This window comes from Nocardia sp. N2S4-5 (genome assembly GCF_044628355.1).
Lineage (GTDB): Bacteria > Actinomycetota > Actinomycetes > Mycobacteriales > Mycobacteriaceae > Nocardia > Nocardia wallacei_B.
This window is the reverse complement of sequence record NZ_JBIUPM010000001.1, coordinates 150,515-167,806: the sequence shown is the minus strand read 5'-3', so window position 1 is coordinate 167,806 and position 17,292 is coordinate 150,515. Positions and strand designations below refer to the sequence as shown.

Here is a 17,292-nt window from a genome sequence, read left to right as displayed (position 1 = left end):
TCGCGGGCTCGCTCATACCAGCGAGTAGCGGATCGGAAGATGTTTGAGCCCGCCGACGAAGGTGGTCGCGCTGAGTTCGGGCTCGCCGTTCAGCTCGATCGACCGCAGGCGCGGCAGCAGTTCGGTGAGGAAGGTGCTGGTCTCCATTCGCGCCAGTCCGGCGCCGAGGCAGAAGTGCACGCCGAATCCGAACGCGACATGTTTGTTGGGCTCGCGCTCGATGTCGAAGCGGAACGGGTCGTCGAAGACGTCCTCGTCGCGGTTCGCCGAAACATACGACAGCAGCACCGATTCCCCCGCCGCGATCGGGACATCACGCACCGACGTGTCCTCGGCGGCCGTGCGCATGAACGCCTTGACAGGCGTGACCCAGCGGAAGATCTCCTCGGTCGCCCGGGGCATCAGGTCCAGGTCCGCGCGCAAGCGCGCGAGCTGATCGGGATGGTCGATCAGCGCGTGCAGCCCCCCGGAGATGCTGCTGCTGGTGGTGTCGTGCCCGGCCGTGGCGATGATGGCGTAGTAGGACATGGTGTCGATATCCGACAGCGGCTCGCCGTCGATCCGGGCGTTGGCGATCGTGGATCCCAGGTCGCCCGTGGGGTTTTCGCGCCAGGATGCCGTCAGATGCTGGAAGTACTGGAACATTTCGAGCAGCGAGTTCATCGTGTCGTCGGACGGCGCGCTGCGCTTGAGTTCGTCGTCGTCGCTGCCGACGAGTTCCTGGGTGAGTTTCAGCATCCGGGGAAAGTCGGCCTCCGGGACGCCGAGCAGCGACATGATCACGTACAGCGGGAAGTTCACCGCGACCTCCTGCACGAAATCGCACTCCCCGCCCGCATCCCGCATCCGGTCGACGTAGCGCACGGCGAGCTGCGCGATCCGTTCCCCCATCGTCTTCATGGCCTTCGGGCTGAACCAGTCCGCGGCGATGGCCCGCATGACACGGTGCTGCGGGTCGTCCATGTGGACCAGGGTCCGAATTCCCACCGCGGCCTGCATCTCGTCCGAGACGGTGGTCATCAGCACCGGCCGCGGCCAGTTCGTGAACACCCGGTTGGCCCGCTCGACGGCCATGACGTCGGCGTGTTTGGTGATCGCCCAGAACGGCGTGTAGGAGGGCACGTCGACCAGCGATACGGGAGCATGCGCCCGCAACCTCGTCAACGCGTCGTGCAACCTCGCCTCATCCGCGTACGCGGCCGGCTCCGCAAGGACCTTCGCGGCTTCATCGATGGTCGGCATACTCATCGGCTGCTCTTTCGTCTCATAACACTCGACCCGGCGCGCGCAGCGCCCCGAAGCCGTTGTAGCGGTCACTAGAGTGTTTTATAGTTGACGTTACTGTCAAGCATTCTATAACCACCCTCGGCGACCGAACGGCGGTATTCATGACATCCGGGCAGCGCACAGTGGTCGTGATCGGCGCCGGGTCGGGGATCGGCGCGGCGACCGCGGCGCACTTCCACGGCCAGGGCGATTACGTCCTCGCAGTCGACCTGCGCCACAACGACACTCCAGCCTCGCGGCACGAGCGGTGCGACCTGCGCGACGGCCGCGACATCGCGGCACTGCTGGACCGGATCGGGCCCGGCTGGGATCTACTGGTGCACGTCGCCGGCGTGCCGGGCACCGCGCCCGCGGCGGACGTGCTGACGGTGAACTACCTCGGCATGCGGCTGACCGTCGAGGGCATGCTGCCACTGCTGCGCCGCGGCGGCGCGATCGTCACCGTCGCCTCGGTGGCGGCACTCGGCTGGCAACAGCGCGTGGACGATCTGGCGGGCCTGCTCGCGGCGACCGACGCGGAGGCGGTCGCGCGGTGGCAGAGCGGCCAGGATCCCGCGTATCCGGTCTACAGCACCTCGAAGCAGGCCGCGATCATCTTCGCGAAGCGATTGGCGCCGATGGCATGGCAGAAGTTCGGCGTCCGGGTGAATACGGTGAGCCCCGGGCCCACCGAGACCCCGATCCTCGCCGACTTCGAGGCGTCGATGGGCAAGGACGTCCTGGACACGGTGAAGGCCACCGTGGGCAGGCACGCCACGGTGGACGACATCGTGCCCGTGATCGCGTTTCTCGCCTCGCCGGCGGCGCGCTGGGTCAACGGCCAGGACATCCATGTCGACGGCGGATTCGTCGCGCCACTCGCGGCCGGAACGCCGCTACAGCTGTAGCGGCACCCGCCGCCCCCGCGGAGCACGGCACGCCCCGAGCGCGATAGTCATCTATACTGTATAGATTACAGTATATTGCACCGCCGAAACCGCGCGCTGTGACGACGTAGAGGTGAGCTGTGGAAATCCCTGTTCAAGACGAATCGGCAACGGCCGGGAGCACCCTCGATCTCCGTGACCCCTACCCGTTCTTCGCCGCGAAACGACGGGAGGGCGGCGTCTTCCACGGGACGGTGTTCGACTACTCCAGGACCCCGGAATCGCTGCGCCCGCCGGACTCCTACGCCGCCGTATCGTATGCGGCGGTCAGCGCGGCGCTGCGCAACAGCAGGGTATTCAGTTCTCGGCTGTACGACTCCACCATCGGCGTGTTCATGGGCCCGACAATTCTCGCGATGGACGGCAAAAGCCATCGGGCGCACCGGAATCTGGTGGCCACGGCGTTCAAGCCACAGTCGCTGCAGCGCTGGGAACCGGAGATCGTCGAGCCGATCTGCAATGCGCTCATCGACGAGTTCGCGGAGCGTGGAAGTGCCGACCTGGTCAAGGAATTCACCTTCGAATTCCCGACCCGGGTCATCGCGCGCCTGCTCGGCCTGCCCGAAGTCGACCTGCCCTTCTTCCGCGCGGCGGCCGTGGCGATCATCAGCTACGCCAACAAGGTTCCGCAGGCGCTGGAGGCGTCGAAGGAGCTGAAGGAGTATTTCCTCGGCCACATCGAACAGCGCCGGTCGAATCCGACCGACGACATCATCAGCGATCTGGCGACCGCGGAGATCGACGGGGAGAAACTGACCGACAAGGCCATCTACTCGTTCCTGCGGCTGCTGCTTCCCGCCGGGCTGGAGACCACCTATCGCTCCTCGGGAAATCTGCTGTACCAGCTGCTGCGGCATCCCGAACAGTTCGCGGCGGTGCAGCGCGAACACCAGTTGATCCCGCAGGCCGTCGAGGAGGGACTGCGCTACGAGACCCCGCTCACGCTGGTGCAACGGCACGTGACCGAGGACGCGGAATTGGAAGGCGTCGCCATCCCCGCGGGCTCGGTGCTCGACCTGTGCCTGGGTTCGGCGAACCGCGACGAGACCCGCTGGGAGCGGCCGGAGGAGTTCGACATCTTCCGAAAGCATGTGCCGCACATCAGCTTCACCGCCGGCGCGCACACCTGCCTCGGCCTGCACCTGGCCCGGATGGAGACCCGGGTCGCGGTGGAATGCCTCCTGCGCCGGCTGACCGGATTCACCCTCCTGGACGAGGGCGATCCGCACATCTTCGGCCAGCCGTTCCGTTCCCCCAACGTCTTGCCGGTGACTTTCGATGTCATCGCCTGAGCCGCACCGGAACACGAAAGGACCTGAAGTCGTGACTGCCGAACCCGTACTGCTCACCGAACAGGTGGACGGTGTACTGACCCTGACGCTGAACCGCCCGCACCGCAAGAACGCGGTCACCCGTGAGCTGTGGGCGGCGCTGCGGGATACGTTCCACCAGGTCGCGCACGGCCGCGAGGTGCGTGCCCTGATACTGACCGGCGCCGGTGGCGCATTCTGTTCCGGCGCCGACATTTCCGACGCCGCGGGGGTCGACGAGTTCCCCGACCCGAGCCGGGAGATGCTGGCCATCAACGAGGCCGTACAGCTGCTGCACGACCTGCCGGTGCCCACCGTCGCCAAGGTGCGCGGGGTGGCGGCGGGCGCGGGCTGGAATCTCGCGCTGGGCTGCGACCTGGTGGTGGCCACGCCGGACGCGCGGTTCTGCCAGATATTCACCCGGCGCGCGCTGTCGCTGGATTGCGGCGGATCCTGGCTGCTGCCCAAACTCGTCGGATTGCAGCAGGCCAAACGCCTCGCTCTGCTGGCCGACATGATCGGCGCCGACGAGGCGCACTCCCTCGGGCTGGTGACCTGGGTGCAGTCCGAGGAGGCCATCGACAAGTTCGTCGGCGACCTGGCGACGCGGCTGGCCGCCGGGCCACCGCGGGCGCTCGCCCAGACCAAGGGGCTGCTGAACGACGGCACGGATCGCACGATGCGCGAGGCGCTCGCCAACGAGGCTCGCGCCCAAGCGCTCAACCTGTCCGGCGCCGATGTCATCGAGGCATTCGCGGCATTCGCCGAGAAACGCGAACCGGTCTTCACCGGGGCGTGGGGCGCGGGAGGATGACCGTGGCGAAACGAGGCGCCGCCGTGAAGCGGCAGCGACGCGAACGCGGCTCGCTGAATCCGGAGGACATCATCGATGGCGCGTTCGAACTCGCGGAACAGGTTTCGATCGACGGCCTGAGCATGCCCCTGCTGGGCCGCCACCTCAATGTCGGCGTCACCAGCATCTACTGGTACTTCCGCAAGAAGGACGACCTGCTCAACGCGATGACCGATCGCGCACTGCGGCTGTACATCTACGCGATCCCCTTCCCGTTCGTCGAGTCCGCGGACTGGCGCGAGACGCTGACCAACCACGCCCGCATCATGCGGCAGACCTTCCTGACGAATCCGATCCTCTGCGACCTGATCCTGGTGCGGTCGGCGCTGAGCCAGCATGCCGGGCGGGTCGGAGCCGAGCAGGTGGAGCGGACGGTCGCCAGTCTGGTGCAGGCGGGCCTGTCGGTCGAAGAGGCCTTCGACACCTACTCGGCGATCAATCTCCATATTCGCGGATCGGTTGTGCTGCAACGGCTCTACGACAAGAACATCGAACTGGACGCGGAGGCGCGGGCCTACTACGACAGCATTCTGATCGACCCGGAGACGACGCCGCTGCTCGCCCGGGCCATGGCCAAGGGGCTGCGTTCGGGCGCACCGGACGAGCGGAACTTCGAGCACGGCCTGCGCTGCATCCTCGACAACGCCGACCGGCTGATCGAATCGCACGCGGCGGCTCGCGCGAATTCCGCTGCGCCGCAGGATCCGGACGGCGCAGCGGCGGCCTGGTAGGTCCGCGCTACGGCGCGTCCGGCTCCGGTACGTGAAAGTGCTCGTCGCGCAACCGGAATGCTTCCTTGGTGCCGTGTTCCGCGCGTGTCTTCACGAAATTGAATTCGCCCGGCGCGAATTGCAGGTTCGTCCCGTAGGCGTGGAACAGGTAGCCGGCCACCTCCTCGCCCTGGTACGCCTGGCTCTGTTCGACGAGCCGGAAGGCCTCCTTGGCGATGACGACACCGTCGGCGGGCATCTTCGCGGCCTTCTCCGCCCAGTACCGCGCGCGGGCGGTCACCGACGCGCCGTCGCAGGTCTCGGTGAATACGCCCAGCTGCTCGACCGCGCCCGCCTCGATGATGTCGCCGGTCAGCAGCAGCCGCCGCGCGAGCACCGGACCGAGCCGGTGGAAGAACATGTGCAGGCTGCCGAGCGCGGGACCGAGAAATCGCGTGGCGGGCATCCCGATCCGGGTGTTCCGGGCGATCACGGAGATGTCGGTCATCAGGGCCATCTCGAAACCGCCGCCGAGCGCGTAGCCGCTGATCTCGCCCACCGTGACTTTCGGGAAGCCCAGCAGATTGTGATAGAAGCCGAAGGACTTGCGGTCGACGGTCAGCCGGCGGCGCTGACTGGGGCGGCTCTTGGCGGGCCGCTCCCCGTACCAGCCGTACGCGTTGTTCATATCGGCGCCGGTGCTGAACACACCCTCCGCCCCGCGCAGCAGCACGACGGTGATGTCGTCGTCTTCGGCGGCCTGATCGAGAAAGCGGGCCAGGCCGTCGCGCATGGCCGCGTCGTAGGAGTTGCGCTGCCGGGGGTTGTTCAGTGTGACGGTGGCGATTCTGCGGTCCGGGTCCACGTCGTAAAGAACCCGGCCGTCCTCGGTACTCGAACTGGTCATCTGGGTGTCTTCCTTTCGGGAGACTAACGGTATTCTATACTGTATATATATCAGTATGGTCCGCTCCGCAGCATCTACGCCGTTCGATTCCATCAAGTACCGCGTCGACGGGCATACGGCCACGATCACCCTCGACCGCCCGGACGCGCTCAACGCGCTCAGCCCGCACATGATCACCGAGTTGCGCACCGCCTACGACGAGGCCGAGAACGACGACGACGTCTGGACGATCGTCGTCACCGGCACCGGTCGCGCGTTCTGCACCGGCGCGGACGTCAAGGCCATCCCCGGCGACGGCAAGGTGATCAACGAGCGGCCGTATCTGTCCACCTACGAGCAGTGGGAGGCGCCCCAGGAGGGCACGCCGCCGTTCCGCTCCATGACCAAGCCGATCCTCGCGGCGATCAACGGATTGTGTTGCGGCGCCGGGCTGGACTGGGTGACCACCGGCGATATCGTCATCGCCTCCGAGCGCGCGACCTTCTTCGACCCGCACGTCAGCATCGGGCTCGTGGCCGGCCGCGAGGTGGTGCGCCTGGCCCGGGTGCTGCCGCGGACCGTCGCGCTGCGCATGGCGCTGCTGGGCAAGCACGAGCGAATGACCGCGCAGCGCGCCTACGACCTCGGCATGGTCACCGAGGTGGTCGAACACGATCGGCTGCTGGAGCGCGCGCACGAACTCGCCGACATCGTCAATTCGAATGCGCCCCTGGCGGTTCGGGGCACCCGGCTCGCCATCGTCAAGGGCCTCGACGTGCCGCTGCACGAGGCCGAGTTGCTCGCGGAGGCATTCCGCGAACGGGTGACCCGGACCGAGGACGCGCTGGAGGGCCCGCGGGCCTTCGTCGAGAAGAGGAAGCCGCAATGGCATTGCCGATGAGTTACTCCCACCATGCGCTCAGCCGCCGGATTGCCGATACCCTGGCGCTGCAACCGGATTCGCCCGCGATCGAATACGACGACCGGTGGCACACGTGGCGGGAGCTGACCGACGTGGCGCTGCGCGTCCGCTCGTTCACCACCGCGCATCCGGTCGGCCGGCGACAGGTCGGAGTCCTGCTGCGCAACCGGCCCGAGCATGTGGCGGCGTTTCTCGGGGTCCTGCTGGGCAACGGCACCGTCGTGGTGATCAATCCCGCCCGCGGCGACGAACGCACCCGGGCCGATATCGCCGACCTGCGGCTGCCGCTGATCATCGGCGCCCCCGAGGATCTGTCGACGCTGGACGCCCTGCCGCCCGGCACCGCCGCGGTGTCGATCTCCGGTCTCGACGGCGAGTTGCGGCTGAGCGCCTCCGCCGGGCGCCGCGCGCACACCGGCACGACCCGGTCCGGGGTCGCGGTGCGGATGCTGACCAGCGGCACCACCGGGCCGCCAAAACGCATCGACATCACCTACGACATGCTGGCCCGCAGCGTGATCGGCCCGGATCCGGACGCGGTGCCGGCACCGGCGCAACCACGACGCGGCGTCGCGATCGTCAACGCGCCGCTGGTGCACATCGGTGGCGTGTTCCGGGTCCTGCAATGCGTCGCCGAGGCACGCCCCTTCGTGCTGCTCCCGCGATTCGAACTCGAGCGCTGGGCGCGGGCCGTGCGCACCCACCGGCCCAAGGCCGTCTCGCTGGTGCCCGCGGCCTTGCGCATGGTGCTGCATTCCGACCTGACCGCGGCGGACCTGGCCGGTATCCGGGTCGTCACCTCGGGTACCGCGCCGCTGTCGGCCGCCGACGCCGACGCGTTCCGCGAGAAATTCGGCATTCCCGTCCTCACCTCGTATGCCGCAACGGAATTCGGCGGCGGCGTCGCGGGCTGGACACTGGCCGACCATCAAAAATACTGGGATGCCAAGCGCGGCAGCGTCGGCCGCGCGACCGGCGGGGCGCGACTGCGGGTGGTCGACGAGGACGGTACCGTCCTGGGGCCGGACCGGCCCGGCCTGCTCGAGGTCGTGCCGGGTCAGCTCGGACCGTCCGCCGACTGGATCCGGACCACCGATATGGCCCGCATCGATGCCGACGGATTCCTGTGGATTCTGGGCCGGGCGGACCAGGCGATCATCCGGGGCGGGTTCAAGATCATGCCGGACGACGTGCGCGCCGCGCTGGAAAGCCATCCCGCGGTGTCGGGCGCGGTGGTCGTCGCACGGCCCGACGAGCGCCTCGGCGAAACCCCGGTGGCGATGGTGGAACTGCGCCACGCGCGGTCGGCCCGGCCCGGCGCTCTGATCGAGTACCTCCGAACCCGGTTGGCGCCCTATGAGATTCCCGCCGAGATCGCGATCGTGGCCGCGATCCCGCGGACACCGTCGGGCAAGGCGGATCTGACCGCGGTCCGGAGCCACTTCGACGCTCCCGCCGGAGCGGTCCGACACGGCGCCGAGCACCGCGCCCGCTGATGGCCCCGCACGTGGTCGACGACTCGGGCGGGCTGATAGCGACACCCGGCGATCCGCACGACGAGGACCCGCGGCGGCTCCGATCGCGGGCCCGATTGCTCGACGCCGCGACGGATTTGCTGAAAACCGGTGGCGCGGAGGCGGTCACGGTCGAGGCGGTCACGCGCGTGTCGAAGGTCGCGCGAGCCACCCTGTACCGCCACTTCGGCAGCGTCCGCCGGCTGCGGGCCGCCGCGCTGGAGCGACTGCTGCCTCCGCGGGCCGAGCCACTCGCCGAGGGATCGTTCCGCGATCGGCTCATCGATCTGGTCTACCGGCAGGCGGCATTCATCGACACCGCTCCCCTATATGCGGCAATGCTCGCCTGGTTCGCGAACGGCGACGCCGCCGACTCGGAGGCCGGCGCGCTGCGCGGACGTCTGGTCGAGCTGTATCGCCGCCCCCTGGACCAACTTCTCGCCGGAGCCGACGACGGCGCCGCGCGCCGTGACCTCGACAGTTCCGTGGCCCCGGCACAGCTGTTCGGCCCCATCCTCTTCACGCGGCTCATCGGTCCCGGCCGCACCACCCGCGCGGATTGCGTCCGCATCGTCGACGATTTCCTTGCCGCCCGAGCCGCCGCATCGCCCCGCTATGATGGCCCGTCGCCGTAACCCGCGAGCCGACGGGCGCACCACACCCGCACCGCGCCGGACGCGCGTCCGGTGCCGCAGACGAGGAGGCCTGCCATGCCGAGCATGTCCACCGGAGCCGACGCCCTCACCGACGAGGACTTTCGCGAAATCCTGGTGCAGACACGGACTTTCGTCCGCTCCGTCGTTATGCCGCAGGAGCAGCGGATCGCCGCGGAGAACCGCATGCCGGACGAGATCACCGCGCAGGCCAAGTCGATGGGTCTCTACGGCTACGCCATCCCCGCCGAGTGGGGCGGTCTCGGCCTGGATCTCGCGCAGGATGTGGAACTGGCGATGGAACTGGGCTACACCACTCTCGCGCTGCGCTCCATGTTCGGCACCAACAACGGGATCGCGGGCCAGGTGCTGGTGGGCTTCGGCACGACCGAGCAGAAGTCCCGGTGGCTCGACCGCATCGCCTCGGGCGAGGTGGTGGCCTCGTTCGCGCTGACCGAATCCGGGGCGGGATCCAACCCCGCGTCGCTGCGGACCTCGGCCGCCCGATCCGGCGAGGACTGGATCGTCAACGGCGAGAAGCGATTCATCACCAATGCCCCGCTGGCCGATCTGTTCGTCGTCTTCGCCCGCACCCGGCCCGCCGACGCGGACGGACCCGGGATCTCGGTCTTCCTCGTCCCGGCGGATACCCCGGGCGTCGAGGTCGGGCCCAAGGATCTCAAGATGGGGCAGGAGGGCGCCTGGACCGCGGAGGTGCGCTTCCAGGACGTGCGAGTCGGGCCGGACGCGCTGGTCGGCGGTAACGAGGACATCGGTTACCGCGCGGCGATGACCTCGCTGGCCCGCGGTCGCATCCATATCGCCGCGCTGGCGGTGGGCACCGCCCAGCGGGCCCTCGACGAGTCCGTCGCCTACGCCGCCACGGCCACCCAGGGCGGCACTCCCATCGGAGAGTTCCAGCTGGTGCAGGCCATGCTCGCGGATATGCAGACCGGTGTCATGGCGGGACGCGCCCTGGTCCGCGACGCGGCACGGGCCTGGGTCGCCGGGGAGGACCGGCGCATCGCGCCCTCGGCGGCGAAGCTGTTCTGCACCGAAATGGCGGGCACAGTCGCCGATCTGGCGGTGCAGGTGCACGGCGGCACCGGCTACATGCGCGGCGTCGCCGTCGAACGCATTTACCGCGACGTCCGTTTGCTGCGTCTCTACGAGGGCACCAGCGAGATCCAGCGCCTGATCATCGGTGGCGGTCTGGTCAAGAGCGCGACGCGCCGCTGAGTCCGGTGCGCTCGGCCCGCAGGTATCAGGTCGCGGCGATCGCCTGCTCGCGGGCCCAGCGGTAGTCGGCCTTGCCCACCGGACTGCGCACGATTTCCGGCACGAAGACGACCGCCCGCGGAAGCTTGTACCGCGCAATCAATTCCGCGGCGTGCGCGATCAGCTCCGCCGCGCTCACCGCCGCGGACACCGCGACGATCGCCACGACCTCGCTGCCCCACCGCTCACTCGGGCGGCCCGCCACCACGACGTCGGCGACGGCCGGATGGGACGAGATCGCCAGCTCGACCTCCTCGGCGAAGATCTTCTCGCCGCCCGAGTTGATCGTGACCGCGTCGCGGCCCAGCAGTTCGATGGCGCCGTCGGCCAGATGTCGTGCCCGGTCCCCCGGCAACACGAAACGCGCGCCGCCGACCACCGGGAATGTGGCGGCGGTCTTGGCGGCGTCGCCCTTGTACCCGAGCGGGGTGAAGCGGCCCTGCGCGAGCCACCCGATCCCCTTGTGGCCCGGTTCGAGTACCGCGCTGAAATCCTCGGCCACCACGCAGGTATCCGCACCGGCCGCGAACGTACCGGTCGATACGAATCCCGCGGCCGACACGTGATGCAGCTGCGCGCCGGTCTCCGACGCACCGACGGCATCGAGTACGACCAGCCCGGGCACCGCATCGATCCAGCGCTGCTTCAGCCGCGGGTTCAGCACGGCCCCGCCGCTGGCCAGCACCGCCAGCGACGACATATCCGCCACGCCCGCCTCGACCGCCGCGAGTAGCGGCCGGGCCACCGCGTCGCCGACCACGATCACGATGGACACGCGCTCCCGCTCGATGGTGCGCGCGACCGACTCGGCGTCGAGACGGTCGACCACCGGTGCGAGCACGATCGTCTGCCCCGTGGTCATCGCCGTGAGCACTGCCCACTGTGCCGCGCCGTGCATCAGCGGCGGCAGGATGAGCAGTCCGACACCGGGATTCGACATCGCTCGCGCCGCGATCTCGTCGTAGGAGCTCACCACCGCGCCGGTGTTGTTGTCGCGGCCGCCGCAAGCGGCCATGAAGATGTCGTGCTGACGCCACAGCACGCCCTTCGGCATGCCGGTGGTGCCGCCGGTGTACAAGACATAGAGATCGTCGGGGGAAGCCTGCGGGAGCGTGGCATCCTGCGGGGCGGACGCGATGGCTGTCTCGTAATCGACTGCGCCGTCGAGTAATTCATTGCCGGAATCGTCGGCGATCTGGATGAGCACCCGCAGGTTCGGCAGCTCCGGCAGCACCTCGGCGAGCGTGGGCGCGAAGGCGGAGTGATAGATGAGCGCCGTCGCACCGGAATCCGCCAGCAGATACCGCAATTCGTCCTCGACGTACCGATAGTTGACGTTGAACGGCGCCACGCGGGCGCGGAAGGAACCGACCAGCCCCTCGATGTACTCGGGACCGTTGTAGGCGTAGATGCCCAGCAGATCCTGCCCGACCTCATGCCCCGCGAGCACCTCGCGCTCGGTGTGGCAACCCAGTCCACGGGAACGCAGGTAGGCGGCCAAGCGCTTCGATCGCTCGGCGATCTGCGCATAGGTGAATCGCCGGTCACCCTGCACGACCAACTCCCGGTCGGGCAGGGCGGACGCGGCGGCGTCGATCGCGGATACGAGGGTGAATGGCGACGTCGACGATTCGGATTCGGCCACGGAACGAGACAACGGTGCCTCCTCGGTCTCGGGGGTGGACAACCCTAGTCAGAATATCCCGACTGTAAGCATTACGGGAAAGATTACGAGAATAGCCGGAGAATCGTCTCGCTATCGCCGGGCACCCCGGGTCGGTACCGATCCCCCGACCCGCCGGCGCGTCCGGCGGCGGGTGAAGCGCAGGACGACATCGATGACCCCGCGCAGCGGCCGGGTGAACGGCGGCGCGGCCAGAGCGGTGACGACGAACGGCAGGTCCGCCCCCGCGATGGTGCGATAGTGGGTGAAGGTGTCGAAACCGGCCTTGCCGCGATAGGCGCCCATACCGCTCTGCCCGATGCCGCCGAACGGCGCGTTCTCCGGAAACATGGTGAGCGCGAAGTCGTTTCGGGAGACGCCGCCGCTGCGGGTATGTCGCACGAAGGTACGGAAATCCGGTCCGTCGGGCCCGTACCAATAGGCGACGAGCGGCGCGGGCCGCTCGTTCAGATGGTCGACGACATCGGCGATCGACGAGTAGGGCCGCAACACGAGCACCGGACCGAAGATCTCCTCGGTCGCGATCGGCATCTCGTCGGTGACGTCGCGGACGATGGTCGGCGCGATCTTGCGCGAAACACGTTCGGGCAGCGCTTCGCCGGGCGGCGCGATCGCGTCGACACGGGCGCCCCGGGCGCGGGCGTCATCGATGAGGCCGAGAACTCGCTCGTAGTTGGCCGCGTCGACGCACGCCGTGTAGTCGGGGTCGGCGGTGATCGTCGCGAACATGTCCCGGAACGCCGCTCGCAGCGCGTCGGCGAAGGCGTCGATGCGGGCTTCGGGGACGAAGACGTAGTCCGGGCTCACGCAGACCTGCCCGCCGTTGACCATTCGCGCGCGGGCGATGCGGGCGGCGGCCTGGGAAATATCGGCGTCCGGCGCCACGACGACCGGATTCTTCCCGCCGAGCTCCAAGGTCACCGGGACGAGATGGGTGGCCGCGGCGCGCTGCACCAACCGGCCGACCCGGGTCGATCCGGTGAAAAACAGGTGATCGAAAGGCAATTCGGCGAATCCGGCGGCCACCTCGGGCCCACCGGTAACCACCGCCAGCTCGGCCTGGTCGAAGTAGCCGGGCGCCAGCGCACGGGTCAGTTCCGCGGTGTGCGCGGTGACCTCCGACATCTTGATCATGACCCGATTACCCGCCGCGAACGCCGCCGCGGCCGGCACCACAACCAGCTGGAGCGGGAAATTCCACGGCCCGATAATGCCGACCACGCCCAGCGGCGTCGGTTGCACCTGAGCACGAATCCCGTAGAGGCGAGCCATCGGCTTCGGATTGCTCGGGCGCATCCATTTACCGATGTGCGAGCGGGTGTGCTCGATGGTCGAGAGCATGCCCATGATCTCCGCGAACAGGATTCCGGTGCGCGAACGCGTCCCGAAGTCGCGGACCATGGCGTCGACATACGCGTCGAGGTTGTCGAGGACCATGGCGAGCAACCGGTCGATCCGGTGCCGGCGGACCGCGATCGTGGGCGGCCCCTCGCGAAGGTAGGCGCGGCGCTGCACCGCCAGGATTTCGGCCGGTGTCGCGAAATCCGCTACAGCGTCTCGCTTTTCGGCGTCGCCGATCGGCTGCTCGGTGATTCCGGTATTCATCGTGGCGCCTTTCGCCTCGGGGCTCCGCCTACAAGTGGACGACGACGTCGAACAGTGAATGATCCAGTAAGCCAAACTGTAGCATCGAGAACAGGGCCGGAGACGTGGGTTTTCGAAGAAGCCCAGGCGTTTTGCCGGTAGCCTTGCACGGAAGACGCAGCGACCATACAGTTCCTTCCGAACCAATACTGTTGCGCTTACGATAAAGACAACGACAACGCTCGACAATAGGAGGGCACGTGACCGGACGACCCGAGGAGGTCGCGAACGTGGCGCTGTTCCTGGCGGCCTGTACAACGGGCACGACCCTGGAAGTGACGGGCGGGCGGTTCCTGTGAGCGGCTGGACACCGCACACCGTCGTCACCGAAGAACTCGTCGATCCCGGTCCCGTCGAGGCCCTGCGGACACTGCTCGACACCGGTGCGGAAGCCGCCCGGACGGGCGATCTCCTACCGCCGCTGTGGCATTGGGTGGCGCTGCCCCGCTGGCCGGTGTCGTCGTCGCTCGGGCCCGACGGCCATCCCGCGCGCGGCGCGTTCCTGCCCCCGGTGGACCTGCCGCGCCGAATGTTCGCGGGCGGCGAAGTGTGGTTGTCCGGCGATATCACCGTCGGCTCGACGGTGCGCCGCGAGGCGCGGGTGGTGTCGGTGACACCGAAGTCCGGGCGCAGCGGGCGGCTCGTGGTCGTGGTGGTCGAGATCGCGCTGTTCGCCGGAGGCCCCGAGCCCGCGCTGGTGGAACGGCAGAATCTGATCTATCGCGAGGCGGCGGTGCCCGATCCGGCCACCGCCGCGGCGCCGGTCGCGATCGAACCCGTCGGGGCGCCGCTGCGGCGGCTGCGGGAATGGGACTGGGAGTTGCGCACCGATCCGACGGTCCTCATGCGCTTCAGCGCCGCCACGGCGAATCCGCATCGCATCCATTACGACTGGCCCTACGCCACCGCCGTGGAGGGCTATCCGGGGCTCGTGGTGCACGGCCCGCTGATGGCGCTGGCACTCGCCGAAACGGTGCGGCGCGAAGCTCCGGACCCGGCGCCCGTGCGACTGCGCCACCGCAACCTCGCACCGCTGTTCTGCCCCGGCCCCGCTCGTCTCCGACGGCAGGACGACGCGGACGGCCACCTCACGGTCGCCGTTGTCGGCGAATCCGGCACCCATGCCACCCTGACCGCCGAATTCCCTTCTCCCGGAGACCGATTCCATGCGTGAGGCAGTGATCTGCGAACCCGTCCGCACACCGATAGGACGCTACGGTGGCGTATTCCGGTCGCTGACCGCGGTCGACCTGGGCGTCACCGCGCTGCGCGGTCTGCTCGAGCGCACCGGCATCGACCCCGCGCTGGTCGAGGACGTCATCCTCGGCCACTGCTACCCGAACAGCGAGGCTCCGGCGCTCGGTCGGGTGATCGCGCTGGACGCCGGATTGCCGACCACCGTGGGCGGCATGCAGATCGACCGCCGCTGCGGTTCCGGCCTCCAGGCCGTGATCCAGGCTGTCCTCCAAATACGCAGCGGCGCAAACGACGTGGTGATCGCGGGCGGCGTGGAGAGCATGAGCAATGTCGCGTTCTACTCGCTCGACATGCGCTGGGGCGGCGCCCGAGAGGGTGTGCGCGTCCACGACGGCCTCACCCGCGGCCGCGAGACGGCGGGCGGGCGGCGGCATCCGGTGCCCGGCGGCATGCTGGAGACCGCCGAGAACCTGCGCCGGATCTACGACATTCCGCGCGAGGAGCAGGATCGGCTCGCCGTACGGTCGCACCAGCGGGCCGTCGAGGCCGCGCGCGGCGGCGCGAGTGCCGAGCAGATCATCCCGGTCACCGTCTCCGCACACGGTCGGGAGACGGTGATCGACACCGATGAACATCCGCGCGCCGACACCACGCTCGAGACCCTGGGGCGGCTGAAACCTGTTCGCGCACGGGAGGATCCGGAATCCACCGTGACGGCGGGCAATTCCAGCGGGCAGAACGACGCCGCATCGATGTGCCTGGTCACCACGCCCGACAAGGCCGAGCAACTCGGACTGACGCCCTTGGTCCGCCTCGAGTCGTGGGCGGTGGCGGGCGTGCGCCCCGACATCATGGGCATCGGCCCGGTACCGGCCACCGAAGCGGCACTGCGCGCGGCCGGGCTCGGCCTCGCCGATATCGATCTGATCGAACTGAACGAGGCGTTCGCGGCGCAGGCATTGGCCGTGCTGCGCGAGTGGAAGTTCGGCGAGCGGGATCTCGAACGCACCAACGTGCACGGCTCCGGCATCTCGCTGGGCCACCCCGTCGGCGCGACGGGAGGACGCATGCTCGCCACCCTCGCCCGCGAAATGCACCGCCGCGACCTGCGTTACGGGCTGGAGACCATGTGCATCGGCGGCGGCCAGGGCCTCGCCGCCATCTTCGAGCGAGCGGACGCACGATGACCGGCGTTGCGTTCGCCGCCCCACAGGAACGGACATCCGCGTGAAACTGGCACAGACCCACGGCCTGACCGAGACTCAAACCGAAATACTCTCCGCCGTACGCGCTTTCGTGGAGAAACAGATCATTCCCCACGCCCAGGACCTCGAACGCACCGACACCTATCCGCAGGCCATCGTCGACCGGATGGCCGAGATGGGCCTGTTCGGCCTCACCATTCCCGAGGAATACGGCGGTCTCGGCGAATCGTTGCTGACCTACGCGCTGTGCGTGGAGGAACTCGCCCGCGGCTGGATGAGCGTTTCGGGCGTGCTCAATACCCATTTCATCGTGGCGTATCTGCTCACTCGGCACGGCACCGACGCCCAGCGACAGAAGTTCCTCCCGCGCATGGCCACGGGTGAGGTGCGCGGCGCGTTCTCGATGTCCGAACCCGAACTCGGCTCCGACGTCGCGGCCATCCGCACCAAGGCCGTCCGCGACACCCTCGGCGACTACACCATCGACGGCCGAAAGATGTGGCTCACCAACGGATCCACGGCGAACCTGGTCGCGGTCCTCGTCCGCACCGACGAGGGCCACGAACGCCCCCACGACAACCTCACCGCCTTCCTGATCGAGAAACCCACCGGGTTCGGCAGCGTCGCACCGGGTCTGACGATTCCCGGCAAGATCCACAAGATGGGCTACAAGGGCATCGACACCACCGAACTCCTGCTCGACGGCTATGCCGCCGCCGCGGACACGGTGCTCGGCGGCAGCCCCGGCAGCGGATTCCGGCAGATGATGGACGGCATCGAGGTCGGCCGCGTCAACGTCGCGGCTCGGGCGTGCGGAATCGCGTTGCGCGCCTTCGAACTCGGCGCCCGCTATGCCCAGCAACGCTCGGCGTTCGGCAAACCCATCGCCGAGCACCAGGCCATCGCGTTCTCGCTCGCCGAGATGGCCACCAAGGTCGAGGCGGCGCACCTCATGATGGTCAACGCGGCCCGCCTCAAGGACTCCGGCGAGCGCAACGACATCGCGGCCGGGATGGCCAAATACCTTGCCAGCGAATACTGCAACGAGGTCACCCAGGCCGCGTTCCGCATCCACGGCGGCTACGGCTACTCCACCGAGTACGAGATCGAGCGCCTCATGCGCGAGGCGCCGTTTCTCCTCATCGGCGAGGGCACCAGTGAAATACAGAAGCGCATCATCGGAAAGGGCGTCATGCGGGACTACCGCCTCTGACGCGGCCTCG

15 protein-coding genes and 1 pseudogene are annotated in these 17,292 nt (G+C 68.5%); 12 read left to right on the top strand and 4 right to left on the bottom strand.

Features of this window, described 5'->3' with window-relative positions:
* Positions 1-12: 12 nt before the first annotated feature.
* On the bottom strand, positions 13-1,248 hold the full coding sequence (locus ACFMRZ_RS00720) for a cytochrome P450 (protein WP_400177445.1): 1,236 nt from the start codon (positions 1,246-1,248) through the stop codon (positions 13-15).
* Between the two features lie 140 nt (positions 1,249-1,388).
* Here ACFMRZ_RS00720 and ACFMRZ_RS00715 point away from each other — a divergent pair, with 140 nt between their 5' ends.
* The 4 genes from ACFMRZ_RS00715 to ACFMRZ_RS00700 all read left to right on the top strand — a co-directional run bounded on the left by ACFMRZ_RS00715 (position 1,389) and on the right by ACFMRZ_RS00700 (position 5,107).
* The gene (locus ACFMRZ_RS00715) at positions 1,389-2,174 is read left to right on the top strand and encodes an SDR family oxidoreductase (protein ID WP_400177444.1); all 786 of its coding nucleotides are present in this window, start codon (positions 1,389-1,391) and stop codon (positions 2,172-2,174) included.
* Between the two features lie 119 nt (positions 2,175-2,293).
* Entirely contained in the window at positions 2,294-3,505 is a 1,212-nt protein-coding gene (locus tag ACFMRZ_RS00710; protein WP_400177443.1) for a cytochrome P450, read from the top strand.
* 31 nt (positions 3,506-3,536) lie between these two features.
* Complete coding sequence (locus ACFMRZ_RS00705; protein ID WP_400177442.1) at positions 3,537-4,337, top strand: enoyl-CoA hydratase/isomerase family protein; 801 nt, start codon at positions 3,537-3,539, stop codon at positions 4,335-4,337.
* Between the two features lie 2 nt (positions 4,338-4,339).
* Entirely contained in the window at positions 4,340-5,107 is a 768-nt protein-coding gene (locus tag ACFMRZ_RS00700) for a TetR/AcrR family transcriptional regulator C-terminal domain-containing protein (protein ID WP_400177441.1), read from the top strand.
* Positions 5,108-5,114: 7 nt separating this feature from the next.
* On the opposite strand, the gene ACFMRZ_RS00695 is transcribed toward ACFMRZ_RS00700, so the two are convergent.
* On the bottom strand, positions 5,115-5,993 hold the full coding sequence (locus ACFMRZ_RS00695; protein WP_280270739.1) for an enoyl-CoA hydratase/isomerase family protein: 879 nt from the start codon (positions 5,991-5,993) through the stop codon (positions 5,115-5,117).
* Positions 5,994-6,048: 55 nt separating this feature from the next.
* On the opposite strand from ACFMRZ_RS00695, the gene ACFMRZ_RS00690 reads away from it, so the two are divergent.
* The 4 genes from ACFMRZ_RS00690 to ACFMRZ_RS00675 all read left to right on the top strand — a co-directional run bounded on the left by ACFMRZ_RS00690 (position 6,049) and on the right by ACFMRZ_RS00675 (position 10,300).
* Entirely contained in the window at positions 6,049-6,873 is an 825-nt protein-coding gene (locus ACFMRZ_RS00690) for an enoyl-CoA hydratase/isomerase family protein (RefSeq protein WP_400177440.1), read from the top strand.
* Positions 6,858-8,390 carry a class I adenylate-forming enzyme family protein gene (locus ACFMRZ_RS00685; protein ID WP_400177439.1) on the top strand — a complete coding sequence of 511 codons (1,533 nt, stop codon included), beginning with the start codon at positions 6,858-6,860 and terminating at the stop codon, positions 8,388-8,390. The genes ACFMRZ_RS00690 and ACFMRZ_RS00685 overlap by 16 nt, the downstream gene beginning before the upstream one ends.
* Positions 8,390-9,043 (top strand): TetR/AcrR family transcriptional regulator, encoded by a 654-nt coding sequence (locus ACFMRZ_RS00680; protein ID WP_400177438.1) that lies wholly within the window; start codon positions 8,390-8,392, stop codon positions 9,041-9,043. Before ACFMRZ_RS00685 ends, ACFMRZ_RS00680 begins: the two co-directional genes overlap by 1 nt.
* A gap of 75 nt (positions 9,044-9,118) precedes the next feature.
* The gene (locus ACFMRZ_RS00675; RefSeq protein WP_400177437.1) at positions 9,119-10,300 is read left to right on the top strand and encodes an acyl-CoA dehydrogenase family protein; all 1,182 of its coding nucleotides are present in this window, start codon (positions 9,119-9,121) and stop codon (positions 10,298-10,300) included.
* Positions 10,301-10,325: 25 nt separating this feature from the next.
* Here the strand turns inward: ACFMRZ_RS00675 and ACFMRZ_RS00670 are convergent, their stop codons facing one another.
* Positions 10,326-11,996, bottom strand: a complete 1,671-nt coding sequence (locus ACFMRZ_RS00670) for an acyl-CoA synthetase (protein ID WP_400177436.1) — start codon at positions 11,994-11,996, stop codon at positions 10,326-10,328.
* Between the two features lie 99 nt (positions 11,997-12,095).
* Entirely contained in the window at positions 12,096-13,547 is a 1,452-nt protein-coding gene (locus ACFMRZ_RS00665) for an aldehyde dehydrogenase family protein (RefSeq protein ID WP_400182741.1), read from the bottom strand.
* A gap of 326 nt (positions 13,548-13,873) precedes the next feature.
* Here ACFMRZ_RS00665 and ACFMRZ_RS00660 point away from each other — a divergent pair.
* The 4 genes and pseudogenes from ACFMRZ_RS00660 to ACFMRZ_RS00645 form a co-directional block, all read left to right on the top strand.
* Positions 13,874-13,966, top strand: a pseudogene (locus ACFMRZ_RS00660) (3-oxoacyl-ACP reductase); the annotation flags it as partial.
* Positions 13,963-14,841, top strand: coding sequence for a hypothetical protein (locus tag ACFMRZ_RS00655; protein ID WP_400177435.1), 879 nt, complete (start codon positions 13,963-13,965; stop codon positions 14,839-14,841). The pseudogene ACFMRZ_RS00660 and the gene ACFMRZ_RS00655, both read left to right, overlap by 4 nt.
* Complete coding sequence (locus ACFMRZ_RS00650) at positions 14,834-16,051, top strand: acetyl-CoA C-acetyltransferase (RefSeq protein ID WP_400177434.1); 1,218 nt, start codon at positions 14,834-14,836, stop codon at positions 16,049-16,051. Before ACFMRZ_RS00655 ends, ACFMRZ_RS00650 begins: the two co-directional genes overlap by 8 nt.
* 40 nt (positions 16,052-16,091) lie before the next feature.
* The gene (locus ACFMRZ_RS00645) at positions 16,092-17,282 is read left to right on the top strand and encodes an acyl-CoA dehydrogenase family protein (RefSeq protein ID WP_400177433.1); all 1,191 of its coding nucleotides are present in this window, start codon (positions 16,092-16,094) and stop codon (positions 17,280-17,282) included.
* Positions 17,283-17,292: the final 10 nt, after the last annotated feature.